Annotated in this window: 16 protein-coding genes and 1 pseudogene; 9 read left to right on the top strand and 8 right to left on the bottom strand. The window is 71.2% G+C overall.

Annotated features, from left to right (window positions below):
• Positions 1–72: 72 nt before the first annotated feature.
• The 3 genes from ACFQUV_RS04990 (at position 73) to ACFQUV_RS04980 (ending at position 2,513) form a co-directional block, all read left to right on the top strand.
• The gene (locus ACFQUV_RS04990) at positions 73–864 is read left to right on the top strand and encodes a hypothetical protein (RefSeq protein ID WP_244601717.1); all 792 of its coding nucleotides are present in this window, start codon (positions 73–75) and stop codon (positions 862–864) included.
• Positions 865–962: 98 nt separating this feature from the next.
• A complete protein-coding gene (locus ACFQUV_RS04985) occupies positions 963–2,081 on the top strand; it encodes an ATP-dependent RecD-like DNA helicase (protein WP_129610990.1) in 1,119 nt (372 codons plus the stop codon).
• 90 nt (positions 2,082–2,171) lie between these two features.
• Positions 2,172–2,513, top strand: coding sequence for a hypothetical protein (locus ACFQUV_RS04980; RefSeq protein WP_129610991.1), 342 nt, complete (start codon positions 2,172–2,174; stop codon positions 2,511–2,513).
• A gap of 57 nt (positions 2,514–2,570) precedes the next feature.
• Here the strand turns inward: ACFQUV_RS04980 and ACFQUV_RS04975 are convergent, their stop codons facing one another.
• Positions 2,571–5,276, bottom strand: a complete 2,706-nt coding sequence (locus tag ACFQUV_RS04975) for an ATP-binding protein (RefSeq protein WP_129610992.1) — start codon at positions 5,274–5,276, stop codon at positions 2,571–2,573.
• Positions 5,277–5,293: 17 nt separating this feature from the next.
• On the bottom strand, positions 5,294–5,563 hold the full coding sequence (locus tag ACFQUV_RS04970; RefSeq protein ID WP_207211575.1) for a PepSY domain-containing protein: 270 nt from the start codon (positions 5,561–5,563) through the stop codon (positions 5,294–5,296).
• A gap of 196 nt (positions 5,564–5,759) precedes the next feature.
• Between ACFQUV_RS04970 and ACFQUV_RS04965 the strand changes: the two genes are divergently transcribed.
• Together ACFQUV_RS04965 and ACFQUV_RS04960 are read left to right on the top strand one after the other, a co-directional pair.
• Positions 5,760–6,044, top strand: a complete 285-nt coding sequence (locus ACFQUV_RS04965) for a hypothetical protein (protein ID WP_129610993.1) — start codon at positions 5,760–5,762, stop codon at positions 6,042–6,044.
• A 173-nt stretch (positions 6,045–6,217) separates the two neighbouring features.
• Positions 6,218–6,460, top strand: a pseudogene (locus ACFQUV_RS04960) (hypothetical protein); the annotation flags it as partial.
• A gap of 246 nt (positions 6,461–6,706) precedes the next feature.
• Here the strand turns inward: ACFQUV_RS04960 and ACFQUV_RS04955 are convergent.
• Positions 6,707–7,906, bottom strand: a complete 1,200-nt coding sequence (locus tag ACFQUV_RS04955; RefSeq protein ID WP_129611004.1) for a lytic murein transglycosylase — start codon at positions 7,904–7,906, stop codon at positions 6,707–6,709.
• Between the two features lie 710 nt (positions 7,907–8,616).
• Between ACFQUV_RS04955 and ACFQUV_RS04950 the strand changes: the two genes are divergently transcribed.
• Complete coding sequence (locus ACFQUV_RS04950) at positions 8,617–9,465, top strand: M15 family metallopeptidase (RefSeq protein ID WP_129610995.1); 849 nt, start codon at positions 8,617–8,619, stop codon at positions 9,463–9,465.
• Between the two features lie 12 nt (positions 9,466–9,477).
• On the opposite strand, the gene ACFQUV_RS04945 is transcribed toward ACFQUV_RS04950, so the two are convergent.
• From ACFQUV_RS04945 to ACFQUV_RS04930, 4 genes are all read right to left on the bottom strand, one after another.
• A complete protein-coding gene (locus ACFQUV_RS04945; RefSeq protein WP_129610996.1) occupies positions 9,478–10,704 on the bottom strand; it encodes a CaiB/BaiF CoA-transferase family protein in 1,227 nt (408 codons plus the stop codon).
• A gap of 97 nt (positions 10,705–10,801) precedes the next feature.
• A complete protein-coding gene (locus ACFQUV_RS04940; protein ID WP_129610997.1) occupies positions 10,802–11,842 on the bottom strand; it encodes a tripartite tricarboxylate transporter substrate binding protein in 1,041 nt (346 codons plus the stop codon).
• A gap of 64 nt (positions 11,843–11,906) precedes the next feature.
• Positions 11,907–12,335, bottom strand: a complete 429-nt coding sequence (locus ACFQUV_RS04935) for a MaoC family dehydratase (RefSeq protein WP_129610998.1) — start codon at positions 12,333–12,335, stop codon at positions 11,907–11,909.
• An 8-nt stretch (positions 12,336–12,343) separates the two neighbouring features.
• Entirely contained in the window at positions 12,344–12,826 is a 483-nt protein-coding gene (locus ACFQUV_RS04930; RefSeq protein WP_111387572.1) for a MaoC family dehydratase, read from the bottom strand.
• A 291-nt stretch (positions 12,827–13,117) separates the two neighbouring features.
• Here ACFQUV_RS04930 and ACFQUV_RS04925 point away from each other — a divergent pair, with 291 nt between their 5' ends.
• The 3 genes from ACFQUV_RS04925 (at position 13,118) to ACFQUV_RS04915 (ending at position 18,124) form a co-directional block, all read left to right on the top strand.
• Positions 13,118–13,879: an IclR family transcriptional regulator C-terminal domain-containing protein gene (locus tag ACFQUV_RS04925; RefSeq protein ID WP_129610999.1), complete on the top strand. Its 762-nt coding sequence runs from the start codon at positions 13,118–13,120 to the stop codon at positions 13,877–13,879.
• Between the two features lie 149 nt (positions 13,880–14,028).
• The gene (locus ACFQUV_RS04920; RefSeq protein WP_378394281.1) at positions 14,029–15,561 is read left to right on the top strand and encodes an MFS transporter; all 1,533 of its coding nucleotides are present in this window, start codon (positions 14,029–14,031) and stop codon (positions 15,559–15,561) included.
• Positions 15,562–15,649: 88 nt separating this feature from the next.
• Positions 15,650–18,124: a PAS domain-containing protein gene (locus ACFQUV_RS04915; protein ID WP_129611444.1), complete on the top strand. Its 2,475-nt coding sequence runs from the start codon at positions 15,650–15,652 to the stop codon at positions 18,122–18,124.
• Positions 18,125–18,177: 53 nt separating this feature from the next.
• On the opposite strand, the gene ACFQUV_RS04910 is transcribed toward ACFQUV_RS04915, so the two are convergent.
• Entirely contained in the window at positions 18,178–18,735 is a 558-nt protein-coding gene (locus ACFQUV_RS04910) for a TIGR00645 family protein (protein ID WP_111386644.1), read from the bottom strand.
• Between the last annotated feature and the right edge of the window lie 83 nt (positions 18,736–18,818).

The following is an 18,818-nucleotide window of genomic DNA, read 5'->3' as shown; positions in this document are numbered from 1 at the left end:
CGAATCGTTTACGGTTCGGCCGCAGAGTGGCGGCGGGCCGGCACGATTCGGCGCGGCTCGCGGAGGGGGAGCATGACGACGGGGTCGAGCTGGCGCGCGGAGCGAAACGAGCGATCGCGGGCGCGGCTCACCAAGGCGCTGCCCGCTGTCTTCCCGGTGCCGGTGCTCGACCGCGCCCTCTCCCGACCGCTGATCCCGCCGCTGCCGCGGCTCGCCGTCGACGGCTATTGGCGAGCCCATCCGCTGCGCGCCGACCGTCTCGCCCGGGCGCTGGCGGCCGTCAGCGGCGCGCCGGAGGGCTGGACTTGGCGGCTCGCCGAGGCTGTCCGCACGCGCGGAGAGCCCCGGAGCGGCCTGCCGGCGAGCTTCCGGGTTCCGCCGGCGCCCTGGCGCGAGGCCGCCTTCGCGCGCGGCGGCGGCTGGTGCTGCGTGTGCGGCCAGCCGGTCTATCGCTTCGGCTGGCACGTCGACCTGTGGGCGCGCGGGCCGAACCGCAACGCGGAATGGCACGCCGCCTGCGTGGCCGCCTGGCAGTTCTGGACCGCTCCCACCGCCCATGTGGCCCTGCTCCGCCGGTTGCAGCAGCGCCGCTGCGCGGCACGCGGCAAGCGGCTGTGGCGGACCGCCGAGATCGACCATCGGGTGCCGCTGTTCGAGGTGTGGCGCGACCGCCGCGACACGCCGTGGCCGGACCTGCTCGCCTATTGGGGCCTGCCCAACCTCCAGGTGATCAACCGCGACGTCCACGTCGAAAAATGCGCCGAGGAAGCGCGCGGCCGCAGCCGGGCGCGCCGCGGCGCCGACGGCCCCGCGACGGGCGAGCCCCGCATCGCGACGTCGGGCCGGGGCCCGCCATCGGCGTGACCGATCCCCCGCCTGATCCGGCGCCTGACCCTCGAGCCTGACCCTCGAGCCTGACCCTCGAGTCTGACCCTCTTGGCGTGACCGTGCTAGAAGCCCGCATGCCCGTCTTCACTCCGCACCAGGACCAGGCGCTCGCCGCCGTCTCCCGCTGGCTGGCCGACCGGCCCGGCTCGCGCGGCACGCCGCCGGTGTTCCGCCTGTTCGGATACGCCGGCACCGGCAAGACCACCCTCGCACGCCATATCGCCGACGATGTCGACGGCGAGGTGAAGTTCGCCGCCTTCACCGGCAAGGCCGCCCAGGTGATGCGCTCCAAGGGCTGCCGGAATGCCTCCACCATCCACAGCCTGATCTACCGCCCGCTCGACACCGAGAGCGAGCAGCCGAGCTTCACGCTGTGGGACGACGCGCCGGCCGCCAAGGCCAAGCTGATCGTCATCGACGAGTGCTCGATGGTGGACGAGGATCTCGGCCGCGACCTGATGTCGTTCGGGGTGCCGATCCTGGTGCTCGGCGATCCGGCCCAGCTTCCGCCGATCCAGGGCGGCGGCTTCTTCACGGCGCAGGAGCCGGACGCCATGCTGACCGAGGTGCATCGCCAGGCGCAGGACGACCCGATCGTGCAGATGTCCATGCAGGTGCGCGAGGGCGGCCGGCTGCGGCCGGGCGCTTACGGGGCGAGCCGCGTGGTGCGCCGCGCCGATCTCGATCCCGCCGACGTGCTCGAGGCCGACCAGGTGCTGGTCGGCCGCAATGCCACGCGCCGCGCCTACAACGGCCGCTTGCGCGAGCGCCGCGGCTTCACCGACCCGCTGCCGCTCGCCGGCGACAAGCTCGTCTGCCTGCGCAACAACCGCAAGAAGGGCCTGTTCAACGGCGGCCTGTGGAGCGTCAAGGAGCGCGCCGTCGGCCGCTCCAAAAAGCTCGTCACCATGCGAATCACCCCCGACGAGGAGGTCACCGCGCGGGCCAAGCCCCTGAAGGTGACGGTGCGGCCCGAGTGCTTCCTCGGCGCCATCGAGGAGATCGACTGGGCGCAGCGCAAGATCTACGACGAGTTCGACTATGGCTACGTGCTCACGGTGCACAAGTCACAGGGCTCGCAGTGGGACGACGTCGTGCTGTTCGACGAGAGCTTCGCGTTCCAGGAGACGCGCGAGCGGTGGCTGTACACCGGCATCACCCGGGCGGCGCGCCGCCTCACCGTGGTGATGTGATCGCCGGCGCGTCGGGAACACGGCGCGGGGTACGGCATTGCCGTGGTGATCGCTCTTCGGCCACCCATCCCGCTCCTCCGGAGAACGCGCATGCGCCGCCCCCGTCTCCGCTTGCTGCTGATCGTCGCCACGCCCCTGCTGCTCGCCGCCACGTTCGCGAGCGCCCAGACCACAGCGCCAAACCCGGCACCAGCCACCGGGCAGGCGACCCCCGAGCCACCGGCCACGCCGCCCACCACCGGGCCGTCGTCCGGCACCGCGCCCGGTAACGAGGGCTCGACCGGCTGGACCGGCGGCACCGGCGGCGCCTTCACGGGCACCTCCAATCATGCACCCACGCCGGGATCGCCGACCCCGCATCCCGACACTGTCGAAGGTCTCGCGCCGAAGCCCTCGGGCTCGCCACAGCCGTCGGGCCCGGCGGCACGCTGACGTCGCGAGCGCACCGGCAACCGACGGTCCGGTGCGGCTTGGTGTCGATGTCGCGGATCAGGCGACCCGCGCGAGCCGATGCGCGACGGCGGCCGCCTCGGCGTCGCGGAAGGCTGCGGCGAGGGCCGCCACCAGATCGGCGGCGCGCTCCGGCGCGATGTCGGCGGCCTCGCGCTCCAGGGTGAGAGCAAGCCCCGCCAGCCGGCGGAACCCGATGGCTCCCGCGGCGCTCTTCAGCGTATGGGCTTCGATGCCGAGACGGCGGCGATCGGCCGCCGCGGCCAGCCCGGCGAGGCCGTCGAGGCGCTGCCGGGTGTCGGCGAGAAAGCAGGTCACCGTCGCGGCGACGCCGTCCTCGCCGATCTCGTCGCACAATGCCGCCGCCACGGCGCCATCGAGCACCGGCGCCTTCTCCTCGCCGGAGGCGGCGCGCAGCACCACCGCCGGAACGGGAAGATTGTCGACCGTCTCGTCGCGGTCCTCCATCCCGGCGCCGCCGTAGACGACCGCCTGCACGGCTTGCGCCAGCGCCTCGACCAGCACCGCCTTGCGCACCGGCTTGGCGACGAACCCGGTCATGCCGGCCTCGCGGCAGGCCCCCATGTCCTCCGGAAACGCATTGGCGGTGAGCGCGACGATCGGGAGGGTGGCGAAGCGGCCGCCGCGCGCGCGGATCTGCCGGGTCGCGGCGAGGCCGTCCATGCCCGGCATGCGCACGTCCATCAGCACCACGTCGCAGGCATGCTCCATCACCGCAGCGACCGCCGCCTCGCCGTCCTCGACGATGCGGATGGCGATGTCGAACGTCCTCAGCATGCGCGTCACGACGAGCTGATTGGTGATGTTGTCCTCGGCGAGCAGAAGCCGCAGCGGCCGGCCGAGCCGACCGAGCGCCGCCGTGAAGGCGGCGTGCGACACCGGACCGGCGACCCCCGCGGTGCGGCGCTCGTGGGTCACCCGCAGCGGCAGGCACAGCGTGAAGGTCGAACCCTGGTTGAGCGCCGAGATCACCGTGATGTCGCCGCCCATCTGCTCGGCCAGGCGCTTGCTGATGGCGAGACCGAGGCCGGTGCCGCCGAAGCGACGATTGATCGACGAGTCGGCCTGGACATAGTCGGTGAACAGCGAGGCGAGATGCTCCGGCGCGATGCCGATGCCGGTGTCGCGCACCGACCATTCGAGCACGGCGCGCTCCGCATCGCGGGCACGACACGCGAGAGTGAGCTCCACCTCGCCGCCCGGATCGGTGAACTTGACGGCGTTGCCGGCCAGGTTGAGCAGCACCTGCCGAATCCGCCCGGGGTCGCCCAGCATCAGCTCCGGCACGTCGCCGGCCACCGACAGGAACAGCGAGACCTCCTTGGCCCTTGCCTGCGGCCTTATCACGCCGACCACCGCGTCGGCGAGCTCGCGCGGCGAGAAAGCCACCTGCTCGAACTGCACCCGCCCGGCATCGAGCTTGGACAGATCGAGAATGTCGTTGAGGATGGCCAACAGGCTCTCGCCCGACTGGTTGACCGCCTCCAGCGTCTTGCGCTGATCGGCGTCGAGGCCGGTCTCCAGCAGGGTCGAGGCGAGGCCGAGCAGTCCGTTCAGCGGAGTGCGGATCTCGTGGCTCATGGTGGCGAAGAAGTCCGCCTTGGCCCGGCTGGTCGCCTGCATGGCACGCTCGTGGTCGCGCGCCCGCGTCGCCTCCGCCTCGGCACGCAGCCGCTCGTCCTCGGCCCGCTTCAGCTCGGTGATGTCGGTATGGGTGCCGATCCAGCCGCCCGCCTGCCGGACGCGGCGGTTGATCGAGATGACACGCCCGTCGGGCAGCCGGGCGATCCAATTGCTGTCGCGCTCCGGGACGATCTGGAGCGGCCCGCCGCCCTCCGACAGAACACCCGTGTCGCGCCAGTGATCGACGATGGACTGGAACGGCGTTCCCGGGGGCAGCGGACCGATGCCGTACAGCCGGGCGAACTGCGCGTTGCAGACGATCAGCCGGTTGTCGGCATCGAACATCACCAGCCCCTGGCCCATGCTCTCCAGTGCGTCCTTGAAGCGGGCGTTCTGCTGCGACAGCTCGGTGCGGCTGTCCTGAAGCTCGCTGCGGGCCCGCTCCAGCCGCCGGATGGTGGCGAGCATGAAGAACACGATGGCGGCGCCGACCAGCGCGCCGGCGACCTCGATGGTCCACAGCATCGGCACCGCGGCATCGAGCAGCCCGGTGGAGACGTCGACCTCCTGCTTGATGCGCGCCTCCAGAACGCTTTCGAGCCGCTCCAGCACCTCGCGAGCGGCCCCGATGCTGTCGTGGGCGCGCAGCACATGGAACGACCGCTCCTCGTCGGAGGCGCCGTCGCTGCGCCATTCGGCGACGTGATCGAGACTCTCGCCGAGCGCCGTGATGGTGGCCCACAGCGTGATCTGGTCGGCAGCGGTCTGGAGGTCGGCGCTCGCGCTCATCAGCTTGTCGAGCGGCGAGCCGACCGCGGTGGCGGCGCGCACATCCTCGGCGGCTTTCGACAGAAGCAGCGCCCGCTCGCCCGAGTCGATGCCGGCCAGCGCGCCCGCCAGCCCGAACAGGATGCGGACGAAGTTCTGGTCCACCGAGCGCACCAGCGCGAGTCGCCTGATGTCGACCTTGATGGTCTCCGCCTGGTCACGGCCGAACCCGAGCTGATAAGAATAGAGGCCGGCCGGTCCGATGATGGCGGCGATCAGCAGGGCAATGGCGATCAGGACCCGCATGCCCTGCCGGGAGTCGAGCGGCGGCATGGGGGGCCGGGGGGCGGTCAACGGATCGACGCCTTGACGACGTCGCCCGAGACCGGATCGAAGTAGATTTCGACCCGCCGGCCGTCGCGGTCGCGGCCGTAGATCTCGTAGCAGTTGCCGGCCGTGGTCTTGAGCACGACGATCCGATAGCCTTCGGCCTCGACCCGGGCGCGCAGCGTGTCGAGCGGCAGCCAGGTCGCCGGTGGCGCGCTGGTGCAGAGCGGACCCGCCGATGCGGGCGCCGCCGCCAGGACCAAGACGACGAGCAGGATGAGGTAAGCCATCATGGGAGCCGCGCCGCGCCGAGCAATCGAGGATGTGTTCAATTTTAGGGATGACCACTTAAGCGACCTTTACTGCGATCGCGCGCATTCCGGTGATTGCTCCGCAATACCAGCTACAACCTTTCGATGCTCCGCGGGTGGGCTCGGAGCAGCGGCGACCGCGGCGCTGCTCTACACCATCGTACTATCCGCAAGCTTTATGCCCGGGCTCGCCGCGGCGGCCGACACCCGTCCGGCGCACCGTGCCCACAGGGTCGCGGCACCGATCGTCGCGGCACCGATCGTCGCCGGGCCGATCGTCGGCGGCGTCGCGGCCAATAACGGTTATTACGCCTACGGGCCGTACGGGCTCACCGGCGGCCCCCTGCCGTGGAGCCCCCTGTACGGGCCGGCCCTGCCGGTGCAGCCCGGCTGCTGGCTTCAGCGCCAGCGCCTGTGGACCGAGTACGGATGGCGCTGGCGGGTCGCCCCAGTCTGTTATTAACGCCTGTTCATCAATGCGTTAGCACGAAGGCGTAAGGCCGGCCGCCCAACTAACGACAAATTGGCCGTGCTTGCTGCGCGGTGCCGCCAGCCGCACGGGGCTGAGCCTCGGCGACGACCCGAAACCGACCTCCGCACGGGGTACGGGTCGCCTCAGTGCTTCACGAGGGGAAGATGACCAGAACCCTGTCTGCTGTCGCGACGGCCGCGCTGGCCGCCGTGCTGGCCATGCCGGCGGGCAACGCCGGCGCCCAGCACTATCACCATCATCATCACGGTGGCGGCGGCGCCGCGGCGGCCGGCCTGCTCGGCGGGCTCGCGGCCGGCGCCATCATCGGCGGGGCCATCGCCAACTCGCGGCCGGCCTATGGCGGCCCGGTCTATGTCGCGCCTCCGCCGCCCCCACCGCCCGCCTACGGGGGCTACGCGCCGGTGGCCGGTTGGGCCCCCTACCCGGCCTATGCGGGTCCGATTCCGGTCGGCTGCCCGGGCGGCTACTGGGCGCGCCGCCCGCTGTACGATCCCTATGGCGAGTTCGTCGGCTACTCGCGGCCACGCTGGTTCTGCCCGTAGGGCCTGCCCGAAGCAGCCCGACAATCCGCCCAGACACCAATTCACGGCCGGCGCCTGCGCCGGCCGTCGTCGTTTCGGCGGGCGCGGACGTCAGCGCCCCGCGGTGCGGCCGCGCATGTGATCGAGCACGGCGGCGTCGGGCCAGCAGTCGAGCGGCAGCCCGTTCGCCTTCTCGTAGGCGCCGAGCGCGAGCCGCGTGCGCATGCCGGCCTTGCCGTCGATCTTGTCCTTGTAGAGCCCGAGCGCGGTGAGACGCTGCTGCATGGCCTCGAGGTCGGCGGTGCGAAGCTGCACCACCGGGTCCCACGCCCGCTCGAACGGGCCACCGCCGGCGATGCGATCGGCGACATTGCCGACGAACAGCACGTACAGATCCGAGAAGTTGTAGTCCTTGATCACGTAGTAGTTCCGCAGGATCAGGAACGACGGCCCGTGGGTGCCGGCCGGCATCAGGAGCGAGGCGTTCTCCTGGAGATCCGCTGCCGCGAAGCGCCGCCCGCCCGCCGGCACGAAGCCCTGCGCCTGCCACTCGCGCAGCGGCTTGACGTTGTCGGGGTCGGCGATGGTGCAGTCGAGATTGCGCGGCGGCCTGACCTCGTAGGCCCAATGATGGCCGGCCTGCCAGCCCTTGGCGGCGAGCTGCTGGGCCGCCGAGGCGAGCGCGTCGGGCACCGAGCGGAAGATGTCGCGGCGCCCGTCGCCGTCGAAGTCGACGCCGTGCTTGTAGAGCTCCGACGGCAGGAACTGGGTCAGCCCCATGGCGCCGCCCCACGAGGCCCGCATGTCGGCGCGCGGCACCCCGTCCTGCATCATCTTCATGGCGTAGAGCAGCTCGGTGCGGAACATGTCCTTGCGGCGGCCGTAGAAGCCCTGCGTCGCCAGCACCCGCAGCGCGTCGTGCGGCAGCTTGTAATTGCCGAACGCCGTCTCGCGCCCCCAGATCGCCAGCACCACGGCGGGCGGCACGCCGAACCGCTCCTCGATGCGGCGCAGCGTCTCGCGATGCTGGGCCAGTAGGCTGCGGCCCTGGCCGGCGAGGCTGGCCAGCGTCTTCTCGCGCAGATACTCGGCCGGCGTCTGCACGAACTCGGCCTGGCCGCGCGGCGGCGCCTGCGGACGCCCCGGGATCACCAGATCGGGCAGCGACAGGTCGGGCTCGATGCCGCGGATCGCCTGCTCGAAGGTGGCGCGCGACACGCCGAGCTTCTGGGCGTCTGGCCACAGCGCCTGGAGCCATTGCTGGAACGCCGGATCGGCGGCGCGGCCGGGCACGGGCGCGAGCAGCAGCATCGCGACGGCCGCGAGCAGCGCGACCGCGACGTGCCGCAGGCGGTCGTGGCGCGGGCGCGCGGGCGCGGGCCGGACGGGCGCGGGCCGGACGGTGGACAGGACGGTCATCCGGAGGGCTCCAGGAGATCGGCGATGGCGGACGAGCGACACACAGAGTGCGCAAACACGGTTTTAATTTGAAGGTGCCCGGCTTCTGGTCGAACCAGGCACCCGCGGCCGCATCGATGCGTGCGCGGAACAATGCGCGAAAATCGGACGAATCGGAAACCAAGAGGGGGCGGTTAACGAAAGGTTTCGATCGACGAAATTTCTGCCGAAAATCCCCTTTCGATAGATCGCGACCTCGTTCCTGTTTCGACCTTTCGACACGAATCGGAAACGGACAGTGGCCGGTAAACAAAAGGTTTATTCACCGCTGTTGCGGTCGCACAAGGCTTTCTCGCGGCCTCGCACGGATGTTCCTGCTTCGGCCGCTCGGCACGAATCGGAAACCGATAGGGGGCGGTAAACAAAAGATTATCGGCCGGTCGCGACGCATCCGCACGGGCTCGCCGCGACTCACGGCCGCGTTCCCGCTTCGGCCTCGCGACACGAATCGGAAACGGAGCGTGGCCGGTTAAGATAAGGTTGCCGACAGGCAGGACCCGGACGGCGCCGCGGTGCGCGACACCGGGCCGCCTCTGCTCGGCAGAATCGATCGGGAGACCGCCATGTCTCGACCTCTCGTCACGTCGGCGCCGCCGTTGCGCACCGGCTTCGCGGTGCGCCCGCATCCCGGCGTCGTGCTCGCTCTCGCGCTCGTCGGCGTCGTGACCACCCTGGCGGGCCCCGGCCTCGCGCGGGCCGACGAGCGCCTCGATGCGCTCGTGGCCGCCTATCCGGACCAGCTCGCGCGACACGACGGCGACAAGCTCTACTGGCGGGACGGCACCGTCATGCCGGTCTCCGACGGCCGCACCGACAAGACCTTCGCGGAGCGGCTGAAGACCGCCTCGATCCGAGACCAGCTCCTGCTGCCCTACCGCACCGGGCGGCTGGACCGGCCCCCGGCCCGCGACGACGATCCCGGCCGCTTTCGCAACGAAACGTTCTTCCTGAAGATGTACGGCGACTGCCGCAAGGGCGAGGTGCAGGCCCGCATGGTGTCGATGGTCTGGCTGCCGAAGACGTGGGGCAAGCGCGTCCAGGTGACCAGCGTCAACGGCGTCGCCGACAAGCTGAAGGCCGTGTCGGACGCCATCGAGGCGCTGCCGGCCGACATCCGCAAGGCCGCCTACCCGATCGCCGGCGTGCTCGCTTGCCGGCCGGTCGCCGATACCGGCCGGATGAGCATGCACGGCTACGGCGCCGCCATCGATCTCAACCTCGACGTCTCCGACTACTGGCTGTGGCAGAAGAAGACCGATCCGATCCCCTACAAGAACCGCATGCCGCAGGAGATCGTCGACGTGTTCGAGCGCCACGGCTTCGTGTGGGGCGGCAAGTGGTATCACTACGACACCATGCACTTCGAGTACCGGCCCGAGCTGGTGCGCCCGCAGGCTGCCACATCGAGGTGACGTGCCTCCGCCTCACCCCACCACGCCGGCGGCGCGAAGCTGCGCGATCTCGTCGGCCGAGCGCCCCAGCACCTCGCGCAGCACCTCGTCGGTGTGCTGGCCGAGCCGCGGCGGCGCCCGCTCGTAGACCGGCGGCGTGCCGGCGAGCCGAAGCGGCGACGCCACCGTGCCCACGGTGCCGCCGTCGTCGCGCGACAGATCGACCCGCATGCCGCGGTGCTGCACCTGCGGATCGGCGAACACCTGGGCGTAGTCGTTGATCGGCCCGCACGGCACGCCGCGCGCCTCCAGCGCCGTGATCCAGGCGGCCGTGGTCCGCTCGCGCAGCGTGCGGGCGATCTCGGCGGTGAGCGCGTCGCGCCCGAGGATGCGCCCCGTCACCGTGACGTAACGCGCATCGGCCGCGAGGTCGGGCCGCTCCAGCGCCTCGCAGCAGCGCTGCCACTGCGTGTCGTTGCCGACCGCCAGCACCACATGGCCGTCGGCGGTGGCGAACACCTCGTAGGGCACCAGGCTCGCATGGGCGTTGCCGTAGCGGTGCGGCACCTGCCCGGAGGCGAAGAAGCCCGTCACCTGGTTGCCGCCGAGCGCCACAATGCAGTCGAGCAGCGCCATGTCGATGTACTGGCCGCGCCCACTGACGCCGCGGTGGCTCAGCGCCGCCAGAATGGCGATCGAGGCGTACATGCCGGTGAGCACGTCGGCGATGGCGATGCCGACCTTCTGCGGGCCGCCGCCGGGACGGTCGTCGCGCTCGCCCGTGATGCTCATCAGCCCGCCCTGCCCCTGGAACACGAAATCGTAGCCGGGCTTGTGGGCGTACGGGCCGTCCTGGCCGTAGCCGGTGATCGAGCAGTAGACGAGCCCGGGATTGACGGCCGCGAGCGACGCATAGTCGAGACCGTAGCGGGCGAGATCGCCGACCTTGAAGTTCTCCACCACGACGTCGCTGGTCGCGGCGAGCGCCCGCACCAGCGCCTGCCCGTCCGGCTGCGCCAGATCGATGGCGACCGACCGCTTGCCGCGATTGGCGGCGGCGAAATAGGTCGAGTCGCGCGACGGCGCACCGTCCGCGCCGGCGATCCACGGCGGCCCCCAGGCACGGGTGTCGTCGCCGCTGCCGGGGCGCTCCACCTTGATCACGTCGGCGCCGAGATCCGCGAGGTTCTGGGTGCACCAGGGACCGGCGAGCACGCGCGACAGATCGAGCACGCGGAGATGGGAGAGAGCACGGGTCATGGGTCGAGACGGTCCGGATGAAGCAGTGATCACCATCGCATAGCACAGGGCCGCGGCCGCACGGCGCCGCAGGGCGCCGCGCGTCGCGAGAGGCCGCCTATTGGCTCACGCGGATGTCGGCGCGGGTGACGACGCCGTTCCACTTCTCCATCTCGGCCAGCACGAAGGCGGCGAAGTCGGGCTGCGACAGCGTGCCGGGCTCGGCGCCGAGCTCCTTGAGCTTGGCCTCCGCGGCGGGTGCGCGCAGCGCCTCGCGGACATCGGCCGCGATCTTGGCGAGCACACCCGCCGGCATGCGGGCCGGCGCATAGAGCCCGAACCACGCGGTGGCGTCGAAGCCGGGCACGCCGGCCTCGTCGAGCGTCGGAATGTCGGGCGCCGCCGCGGCCCGCTTCGGGCTGGTGACGCCGAGCGCCCGCAGGCTGCCGGACTGGATGTGGCCGACGACGCCGGGCAGCGAGTCGAACATCATCGGGATGTGGCCGCCGAGCAGATCGTTCAGCGCCGGCGCCGCGCCCTTGTAGGGAACGTGGGTGATCTTGATGCCGGTCTGATAGGCGAACAGCTCGCCCGACAGATGGTTGGCGCCGCCGGTGCCGGCCGAGCCGAAATTGAGCTTGCCGGGCTCGCGCTTGGCCAGCTCGATCAGCTCGCGCACCGTCTTGGCGGGCACCGAGGGATGCACCACCAGCACGTTGGGCACCGAGGCGACCAGCGCGACCGGGGTGAAGTCGGTGCGGGTGTCGTAGCGGAGCTGCTTGAACAGCGACGGGTTGATGACGTGATGGGTCGCCGTCACCATCAGGGTGTAGCCGTCGGCCGCCGACTTGGCGAGCTGCTCGGACCCGATGGTGCCGCTGGCGCCCGGCCGGTTGTCGACCACGACCGACTGGCTCCATTTGGCGGCGAGCTGATCGGCCAGCACCCGCGCCAGGATGTCGGTGGTGCCGCCCGCCGGGAACGGCACGATGATCTTGACCGGCTGGGACGGCCAGCCGGCCGGTGCCGTCTGGCTCGCGGCGGGCTGGCTCGCCGCCGGCGAGGCGGCGACGAGCGACAAGCCGACGAGCGATGCGGCGACCAGCGACACGGCGACGGACGACGACGCCGCGCGAACGGCGGTGAGCAGGCTGATCATGGGGTCTCTCCCTCGAACATTATTGTTGTGAGGCCGCCGGTCCGGCTCGGCCGGCGGTCCTGTGTCAGTGCGGAAACTCGGCCATCGCCTCGCCCTGCGCCACCACGACGCCGTGCTGGTTCTTCACCTCGACGGCCAGCACCGCCCAGCGGCTCTTGCCGGTCTCCTTCTTGGCCGTCACGGTGGCGTGCGGCACGATGGTGTCGCCCGGCTTCACCGGCGCCTTCCAGCGCGTCTCCAGCCGGCGGTGGACGCCGCCGAGCGGATACAGCCAGTCGGTCAGCATGCGGGTGATCAGCCCGAAATTGGTCATGCCGTGCATGATGATGCCGCCGAACTGGGTCTTGCCGAAGTGGCCCTTCATGTACTCGTCGTCCCAGTGCAGCGGATTGTAGTCGAGCGAGGCGTCGCAGAACTCCCGGATGGTCTCGCGGGTCGGCGAGAACGGCGTGCCGGTGACGGTGTGGCCGATCGCGATGGTGTCGAAGCTCATGGGGGTCCTCACATCGGCCGGATGGTCCAGCCGCGGCCGGAGCAGATCACGTCGTCGTTCTGATTGAAGAACACGTTGTCGTGGATCACGAACAGGCGGTCCTTCTTGATGAACTTGTCGAGCGCGCGAGCATCCATCCGGATGGTGTCGCCGGGCCGCGCCGGAACGTTGTAGCTCCACGACTGGCCGGCATTGACGGTGCCGGGGCTGCGCATCCAGTCGTCCATCGGGGTGCAGGCGAACATCAGCAGGATGTGGATGGAGGGCGGCGCGATCAGCCCGCCATAGGGCGACGCCTTGGCGTAGTCCTCGTCCATGTAGAGCGGATGCAGGTCGCCGACCGAGCGGCAGTACGCCTGGATCGCCTCCTTGGTCAGCACGTAGGGGATCGTCTTGCGCGGCGCGCCGGGGACGATGTCGTCCCACACCTTGCGCCGCTTCTCGTCCGTCCAGAAATCGACCGCCACCGCGGCCTGGGCGTTGCTGGTCATGCTGCTCCCGTCGGGCTCCCTCTCGGCTGATCCGCTCGTCTCACGATCCGCGCCGGCGGACCGCGGCGCCTGGTGGCCGGCGCACTCCGCCGTTGGTGCACGCGCCCCCCGCCGTTCGCACCGCCCCGCGTCGGCCACGAGGGCCGCGCACTCCGCCGCGACGATCCGCTTGCCAGGACGGTCGGATCAGCTTATAACCGCCTAGCGAACTTTTTGATCGCTAAGCGAACTCTGGCGGAGGTCCCGGCACGCTGTCAAGGGGCCGCCGCCGCACCGCATGTGGAGCGCCCCATGGCGACGGCCGAGAGCGAGACCTTCGTGCGTGCGCTGGCGCGCGGCCTGCGGGTGGTCGAGGTGCTGGGGCAAGGAGCGCCGCGCCAGACGGTGGCGGCGATCGCCGAGGCGGCCGGGCTGCCACGCAGCGTCGCCAAGCGGTTCGTGATGACGCTCACCGAGCTCGGCTACACGGCGAGCGACGGCAAGCATTTCTGGCTCACCCCGAAGGTGCTGACGCTGGGCCTGTCGTATCTCTACGCGCTGCCGTTCTGGCGCCATGCCCAGCAGGCCGTCGAGGAGCTGTCGGCCGACATCAAGCAGTCCTGCGCCATGTCGGTGCTCGACGGCCACGACATCGTCTACGTGGTGCGGGTGCCGACCTATCGCATCCTGCGCGCCGGGCCGACACTGGGCAGCCGCCTGCCCGCGCATGCGGTGTCGATGGGCCGGGTGCTGCTCGCAGCAGCGCCCCCCGCGGCGCTCGATGCGTATCTCACGAGCGCACCGATCCGCCGCCTCACCCACGCGACCGTGACCGAGCCGGATCGCCTGCGCGCCGCCGTCGAGGCGGTGCGGACCACCGGCGTCGCCTGGGTCGACGCCGAGCTGGACGAGGCGATCTGCGGGCTCGCGGTTCCGGTCCGCGATCCCGACGGCACCGTAGTGGCAGCCCTCAATGTCAGCCTGCCGTCGGGCACCTTCAGCGAGGCGCGGGCGCGGCGCGAGTTCCTGGCCTTGCTGCGCCAGACCGCGGCACGCATCCGCGCCGCCATGTGACGCACGCCGCGGACGGCCCGGCGTCCCACGCGCACGCTCCCCCTCGGCCAAAAAATGCTCTAACTGGAGGCGAGCGCCCCCGCGCCGGCCCGCCGCCCCACCGCGCGGGCCGGCGTCTCGTGGCCGCTTCCCCGCCGAGGACGAAGCCCGTGCCGACGAGCCCCGCCCCGCCGCCGACCGATCCGCCGCCCGCATCCGGGGTCCCGGCCGGCCCGCCACCCGCCGGCACACCCCCGGCCCGGCCGGCCTTCCTGGTGGTGTTTCCCTCGATCATGCTGCCGATGTTCCTCGCCGTGGTGGACCAGACCATCGTGGCGACGGCGCTGCCGGCGATCGCCGCCTCGACCGGCGCCATCGAGCGCGCGCCGTGGATCGTCGTCGCCTATCTGATCGCCGCCACCGTGGCGGCGCCGCTCTACGGCCGGCTCGGCGATTCGTTCGGCCGGCGACGGATGCTCCAGATCGCGCTCGTGGTGTTCCTCGTCACCTCGCTCCTGTGCGCGGCGGCGCCGACCATCGAGCTCCTCACCGTGGCCCGCGTGCTCCAGGGGCTCGGTGGCGGCGGCCTGATGACGCTGTCGCAGGCGCTGATCGGCGAGGCGGTGCCGCCGCGCGAGCGCGCCCGCTATCAGGGCTGGATCGCCACCGTGGCGGTGACCGCCAACAGCTTCGGCCCGGTGGTGGGCGGGCTGCTCACCGAGCATTTCGGCTGGCGCGCGATCTTCCTGGTCAACCTGCCGGTCGCGCTGGTGGCGCTGTGGCTGGCGCGGCGGCTGCCGGCGGGCGCCGCGCAGCGGCTGCCGTGGCGCGCCGATCCCGGCGGGCTCGTGCTGTTCGCCGTGCTGGTGACGACGACGCTGCTGTCGCTGGAGCAGGTGCAGCGGGCGAACGTGGCGGCGCTGCCGGCCGCCGGGGCGCTCCTCGCCGCCGCGGCGCTGGCGCTGGTGCTGCTCATCGTGCACGAGCGCCGCACCCCCTCGCCGCTCATCCCGCTCGCCCTGCTGCGGCAGCCGGCGATCTGGCGCAGCGACGCGATGGCGGCGTGCCACGGCGCCGCGCTGGTGTCGCTCATCACCTTCCTGCCGGTGTTCCTCCAGGTGGTGCGCGGCGCCTCGCCGTCCGCCACCGGCCTGCTGCTGGTGCCGCTCACCATCGGGATCGGCACCGGCTCGCTCCTCACCGGGCGGCTGGTGGCGCGGACCGGGCGCACCACCGTGTTTCCCGCCGTCGGGCTGGTGCTCGCCACCGTCAACCTGCTGGTGCTCGCCATGTGGGCCGACATGCTCGCCATGCCGGCGCTCGCCGCCCTGATGCTGTGGAACGGGCTGTGCATGGGCACGGTGATGGGTGTGGTGCAGGTGATGGTGCAGAGCGCCGCCGGCCCGCTGCGCCTCGGCGAGGCCGCCGCCTCGGTGCAGTTCTCGCGCTCGATCGGGGCCGGGCTCGGCACCGCGCTGGTCGCGACGGTGCTGTTCGGGGCGCTGGCGCTGCGCGATCCGGAGGCCGTGCAGGTGCTGTCCGCTCTGGTGCATCGGACGCCGGCGACGGGCGGCGGCACGATCGCCTCGGCGGTGGTGCAGGCCGAGATCCGCGACGCCTTCCGGGCGGTGTTCGTGGCCATCGCGGCGTTCTCGACCGTCGGCTTCGTGCTCGCTCTCACCAATCCGCTGCGGCGGATCTGAGCAGCGCCGGCCGGCGGCCGGGAGAGGAACTTTTTACCGACGGCGTGGTTGTCTGGCGGCTGCACCGGCAGGCACAAACAGGCATCGCGTGCTCGATCCTTTCGACGATCCCAACGGCTGCGGAGGAGCGATCGCCTCGCCCGAGGCAGCGCCGGCGGCGGCCGGCTTCCCCAACGACGGCAGCGAAACCGGGCGCCTGATACGGGCGATCGACTGGGCTGCGACACCGCTCGGCCCGATCGACCAGTGGTCGCCCATCCTGCGCGCCGCCGTGACGCTGATCCTGCCGTCGCGCGCCCAGATCGTGATGTTCTGGGGACCCGAGTTCGTCGCCCTCTACAACGATGCCTATGCGCCGACGATCGGGTACAAGCATCCGCGGGCCCTGGGCCGCCCGGCGCGGGAGAACTGGGCCGAGCTGTGGGACGATCTCGAACCGCTGCTCCAGCGCGCCCGCGCGGGCGAGACGGTGGTGGCGGCCGACCGCCCATTCGTGATCGAGCGCAACGGCTTTCTCGAATCGGTGTGGTTCGACATCTCCTACTCGCCGGCCCGCGGCGAGGACGGCACCGTCGAAGGCGTCGTCTGCGTGGTCTCGGAGACGACCGAGCGGGTGCTGGCGGTGCAGCGGCTGGCGCATCTCGCCGCGACGTTGGAGGAGCAGGTCGCCGAGCGCACGCGGGAGCGCGATCGCGCCTGGAACAACGCCCAGGATCTGCTGGCCGTGATCGGCGACGACGGCGTCATCCGGGCCGCCAATCCGGCCTGGCAGACGGTGCTCGGCCGCCGGGCGGACACCGTGGTGGGACGGCGCCTGGTCGACCTGATCCATCGCGCCGATCGCGCCGCCCTTCACGGCCACCGGGCCCGCCTGGACGCCGGCGAACGACTCGCCTGGGAATCGCGCTGCCTGCACCGGGACGGCTCGTTCCGCTGGATCGGCTGGCGCGCCTCGTCCGAGGCTGGACTGATCTATGCCACAGGCCGCGACATCACCCGCCAGCGGGAGCAGGCCGCCGCGCTGGAGCGATCCGAGACGTATCTGCGCTCGATCTTCGAGACGAGCTATCAGTACCAGGGCCTGCTGACGCCCGACGGCATGCTGCTCGACGCCAATCCGACCTCGCTGGCCGGCATCGGGGCCCGCCGCGACGACGTGCTCGGACGGCCGTTCTGGGAGACTCCTTGGTTCTCCGGGACGCCCGGCATGGCGGACGAGATCGCCGCCACGATCCCTCGCGTGGCGGCCGGCGAGTCGATCCGGCGCGAGATGGTGCTCGACCTGCCGATCGGCCGTCGCGTGCTCGACTTCTCGCTGCGGCCGATGCACGACTCCGCCGGCCGGATCATCGCCCTCGTGCCCGAGGCCGTGGACGTCACCGAGCGGCGCGCCGCCGAGGATCAGCTCCGGCAGGCGCAGAAGATGGAGGCGGTCGGCCAGCTCACCGGCGGCATCGCCCACGACTTCAACAATCTCCTCACCGGCATCATCGGCAGCATCGACATCCTGCGCCGCCGGATCGCGGCCGGCCGCACCGACGACCTCGACCGCTTCTTCGAGGCAGCGGTCGGATCGGCCCATCGGGCCGCCGGGCTCACCCACCGGCTGCTCGCCTTCTCGCGCCGCCAGTCGCTCGATCTGAGGCCGATCGACGTCGACGCACTGATCGCCGGCATGGGCGACCTGCTGCACCGGACCCTCGGCGAGCAGATCAGGTTGCAGGTGGTTCGCCACGATGGCACCTGGCCGGCGCAAGGAGACCCCAACCAGACCGAGAGCGCGTTGCTGAACTTCGCCATCAATGCCCGCGACGCCATGCCGGACGGCGGCACGCTGACCATCGCGGCCGCCAACGTCACCCTGGACGAGACGGCGGCTCTGCGGATCGGGACGACGCCCGGCGACTATGTGGTGCTGCGGGTGATCGACACCGGCATCGGCATGGAGAAGGACGTGCTGGAGCGCGTCTTCGATCCGTTCTTCACCACCAAGCCGATCGGCCAGGGCACCGGGCTCGGGCTGTCGATGGCGTACGGCTACGCCAAGCAGGCGCGCGGCCATCTCCAGGTCGACAGCGCGGTCGGCCGCGGCACCACCGTGACGCTCTATCTGCCGCGCGCCGACGCCCCGGCCGTGCCGGCGGCGCCGATCGAGACCAGCGCCGCCCCGGCCGACGGCGAGGCCGTGCTGGTGATCGAAGACGACGCCGCCGTGCGGCAGACCGTGGTCGAGGTGCTGCGCGAGCTCGGCTACGAGGCGCTGGAGGCGATGGACGGCCGCGGCGCGCTGGTGATCCTCGATTCGAACCGTAGGATCGACCTCTTGATCACCGATGTCGGCCTGCCCGGGCTCAACGGCCGCCAGGTCGCAGAGATGGCACGCCAGCGCCGCCCCGGCCTGAAGGTTCTGTTCATCACCGGCTATGCGGGCGAGGCGGCGGCACGCGGCGATTTCCTCGCCCCCGGCATGGAGCTGATCACCAAGCCGTTCGCCGTTCCGGCGCTGGCAGCACGCATCCGCGCCATCATCGAGCGACCCGCCGCCGGACCCGCGGAGGCGTGAGCCGCGGCGGCACGGCCCGTGGCCGGGCCGGCCATGTGGCGGCGCGCCGGCGATCAGTGGTGAGCGCCCTCGGGCGGCTGGCTCAGCCGGTCCACATAGGCGATGCCGATCGCCGAGAGAATGAACACGCAGTGGATGATCGTCTGCCACATCACCCCGGTCTCGGTCAGCGTGCCGCGGCCGGAGGCGAGCGCGCCGGCCTCGATGAAGGTGCGCAGCAGATGGATGGACGAGATGCCGATGATCGCCATCGCGAGCTTGATCTTCAGCACGCTGGCATTGACGTGGCTCAGCCATTCCGGCTGGTCAGGGTGCCCTTCGAGGCCGAGACGCGACACGAAGGTCTCGTAGCCGCCGACGATCACCATGATGAGCAGGTTCGAGATCATCACCACGTCGATCAGGCCGAGCACGACCAGCATGATCTGGAGCTCGGAGAAGCTGAATGCGTGGGTGACGAGGTGCCACAGCTCCTTGAGGAACAGGAACACGTAGACGCCCTGGGCCACGATGAGGCCGATATAGAGCGGGAGCTGGAGCCAGCGCGAGCTGAAGATGAGCATCGGAAGCGGCCGCAGCTCGCGCGGCAGCGGCGGATGGGGTTGGGTCATGCGGCGAGGTCTCGCGGGTTCGGTGTCCGAAGGCACGGCCGCCGGCGGCGGTCCGTGGCGGACACGGGACACCAGAGTACAAT

The sequence above is a fragment of the Rhodoplanes sp. P11 genome (assembly GCF_964266735.1).
Lineage (GTDB): Bacteria > Pseudomonadota > Alphaproteobacteria > Rhizobiales > Xanthobacteraceae > Rhodoplanes > Rhodoplanes serenus.
Note: the sequence above shows the minus strand (reverse complement) of the source record. Positions and strands in the feature narration are given on the sequence as shown.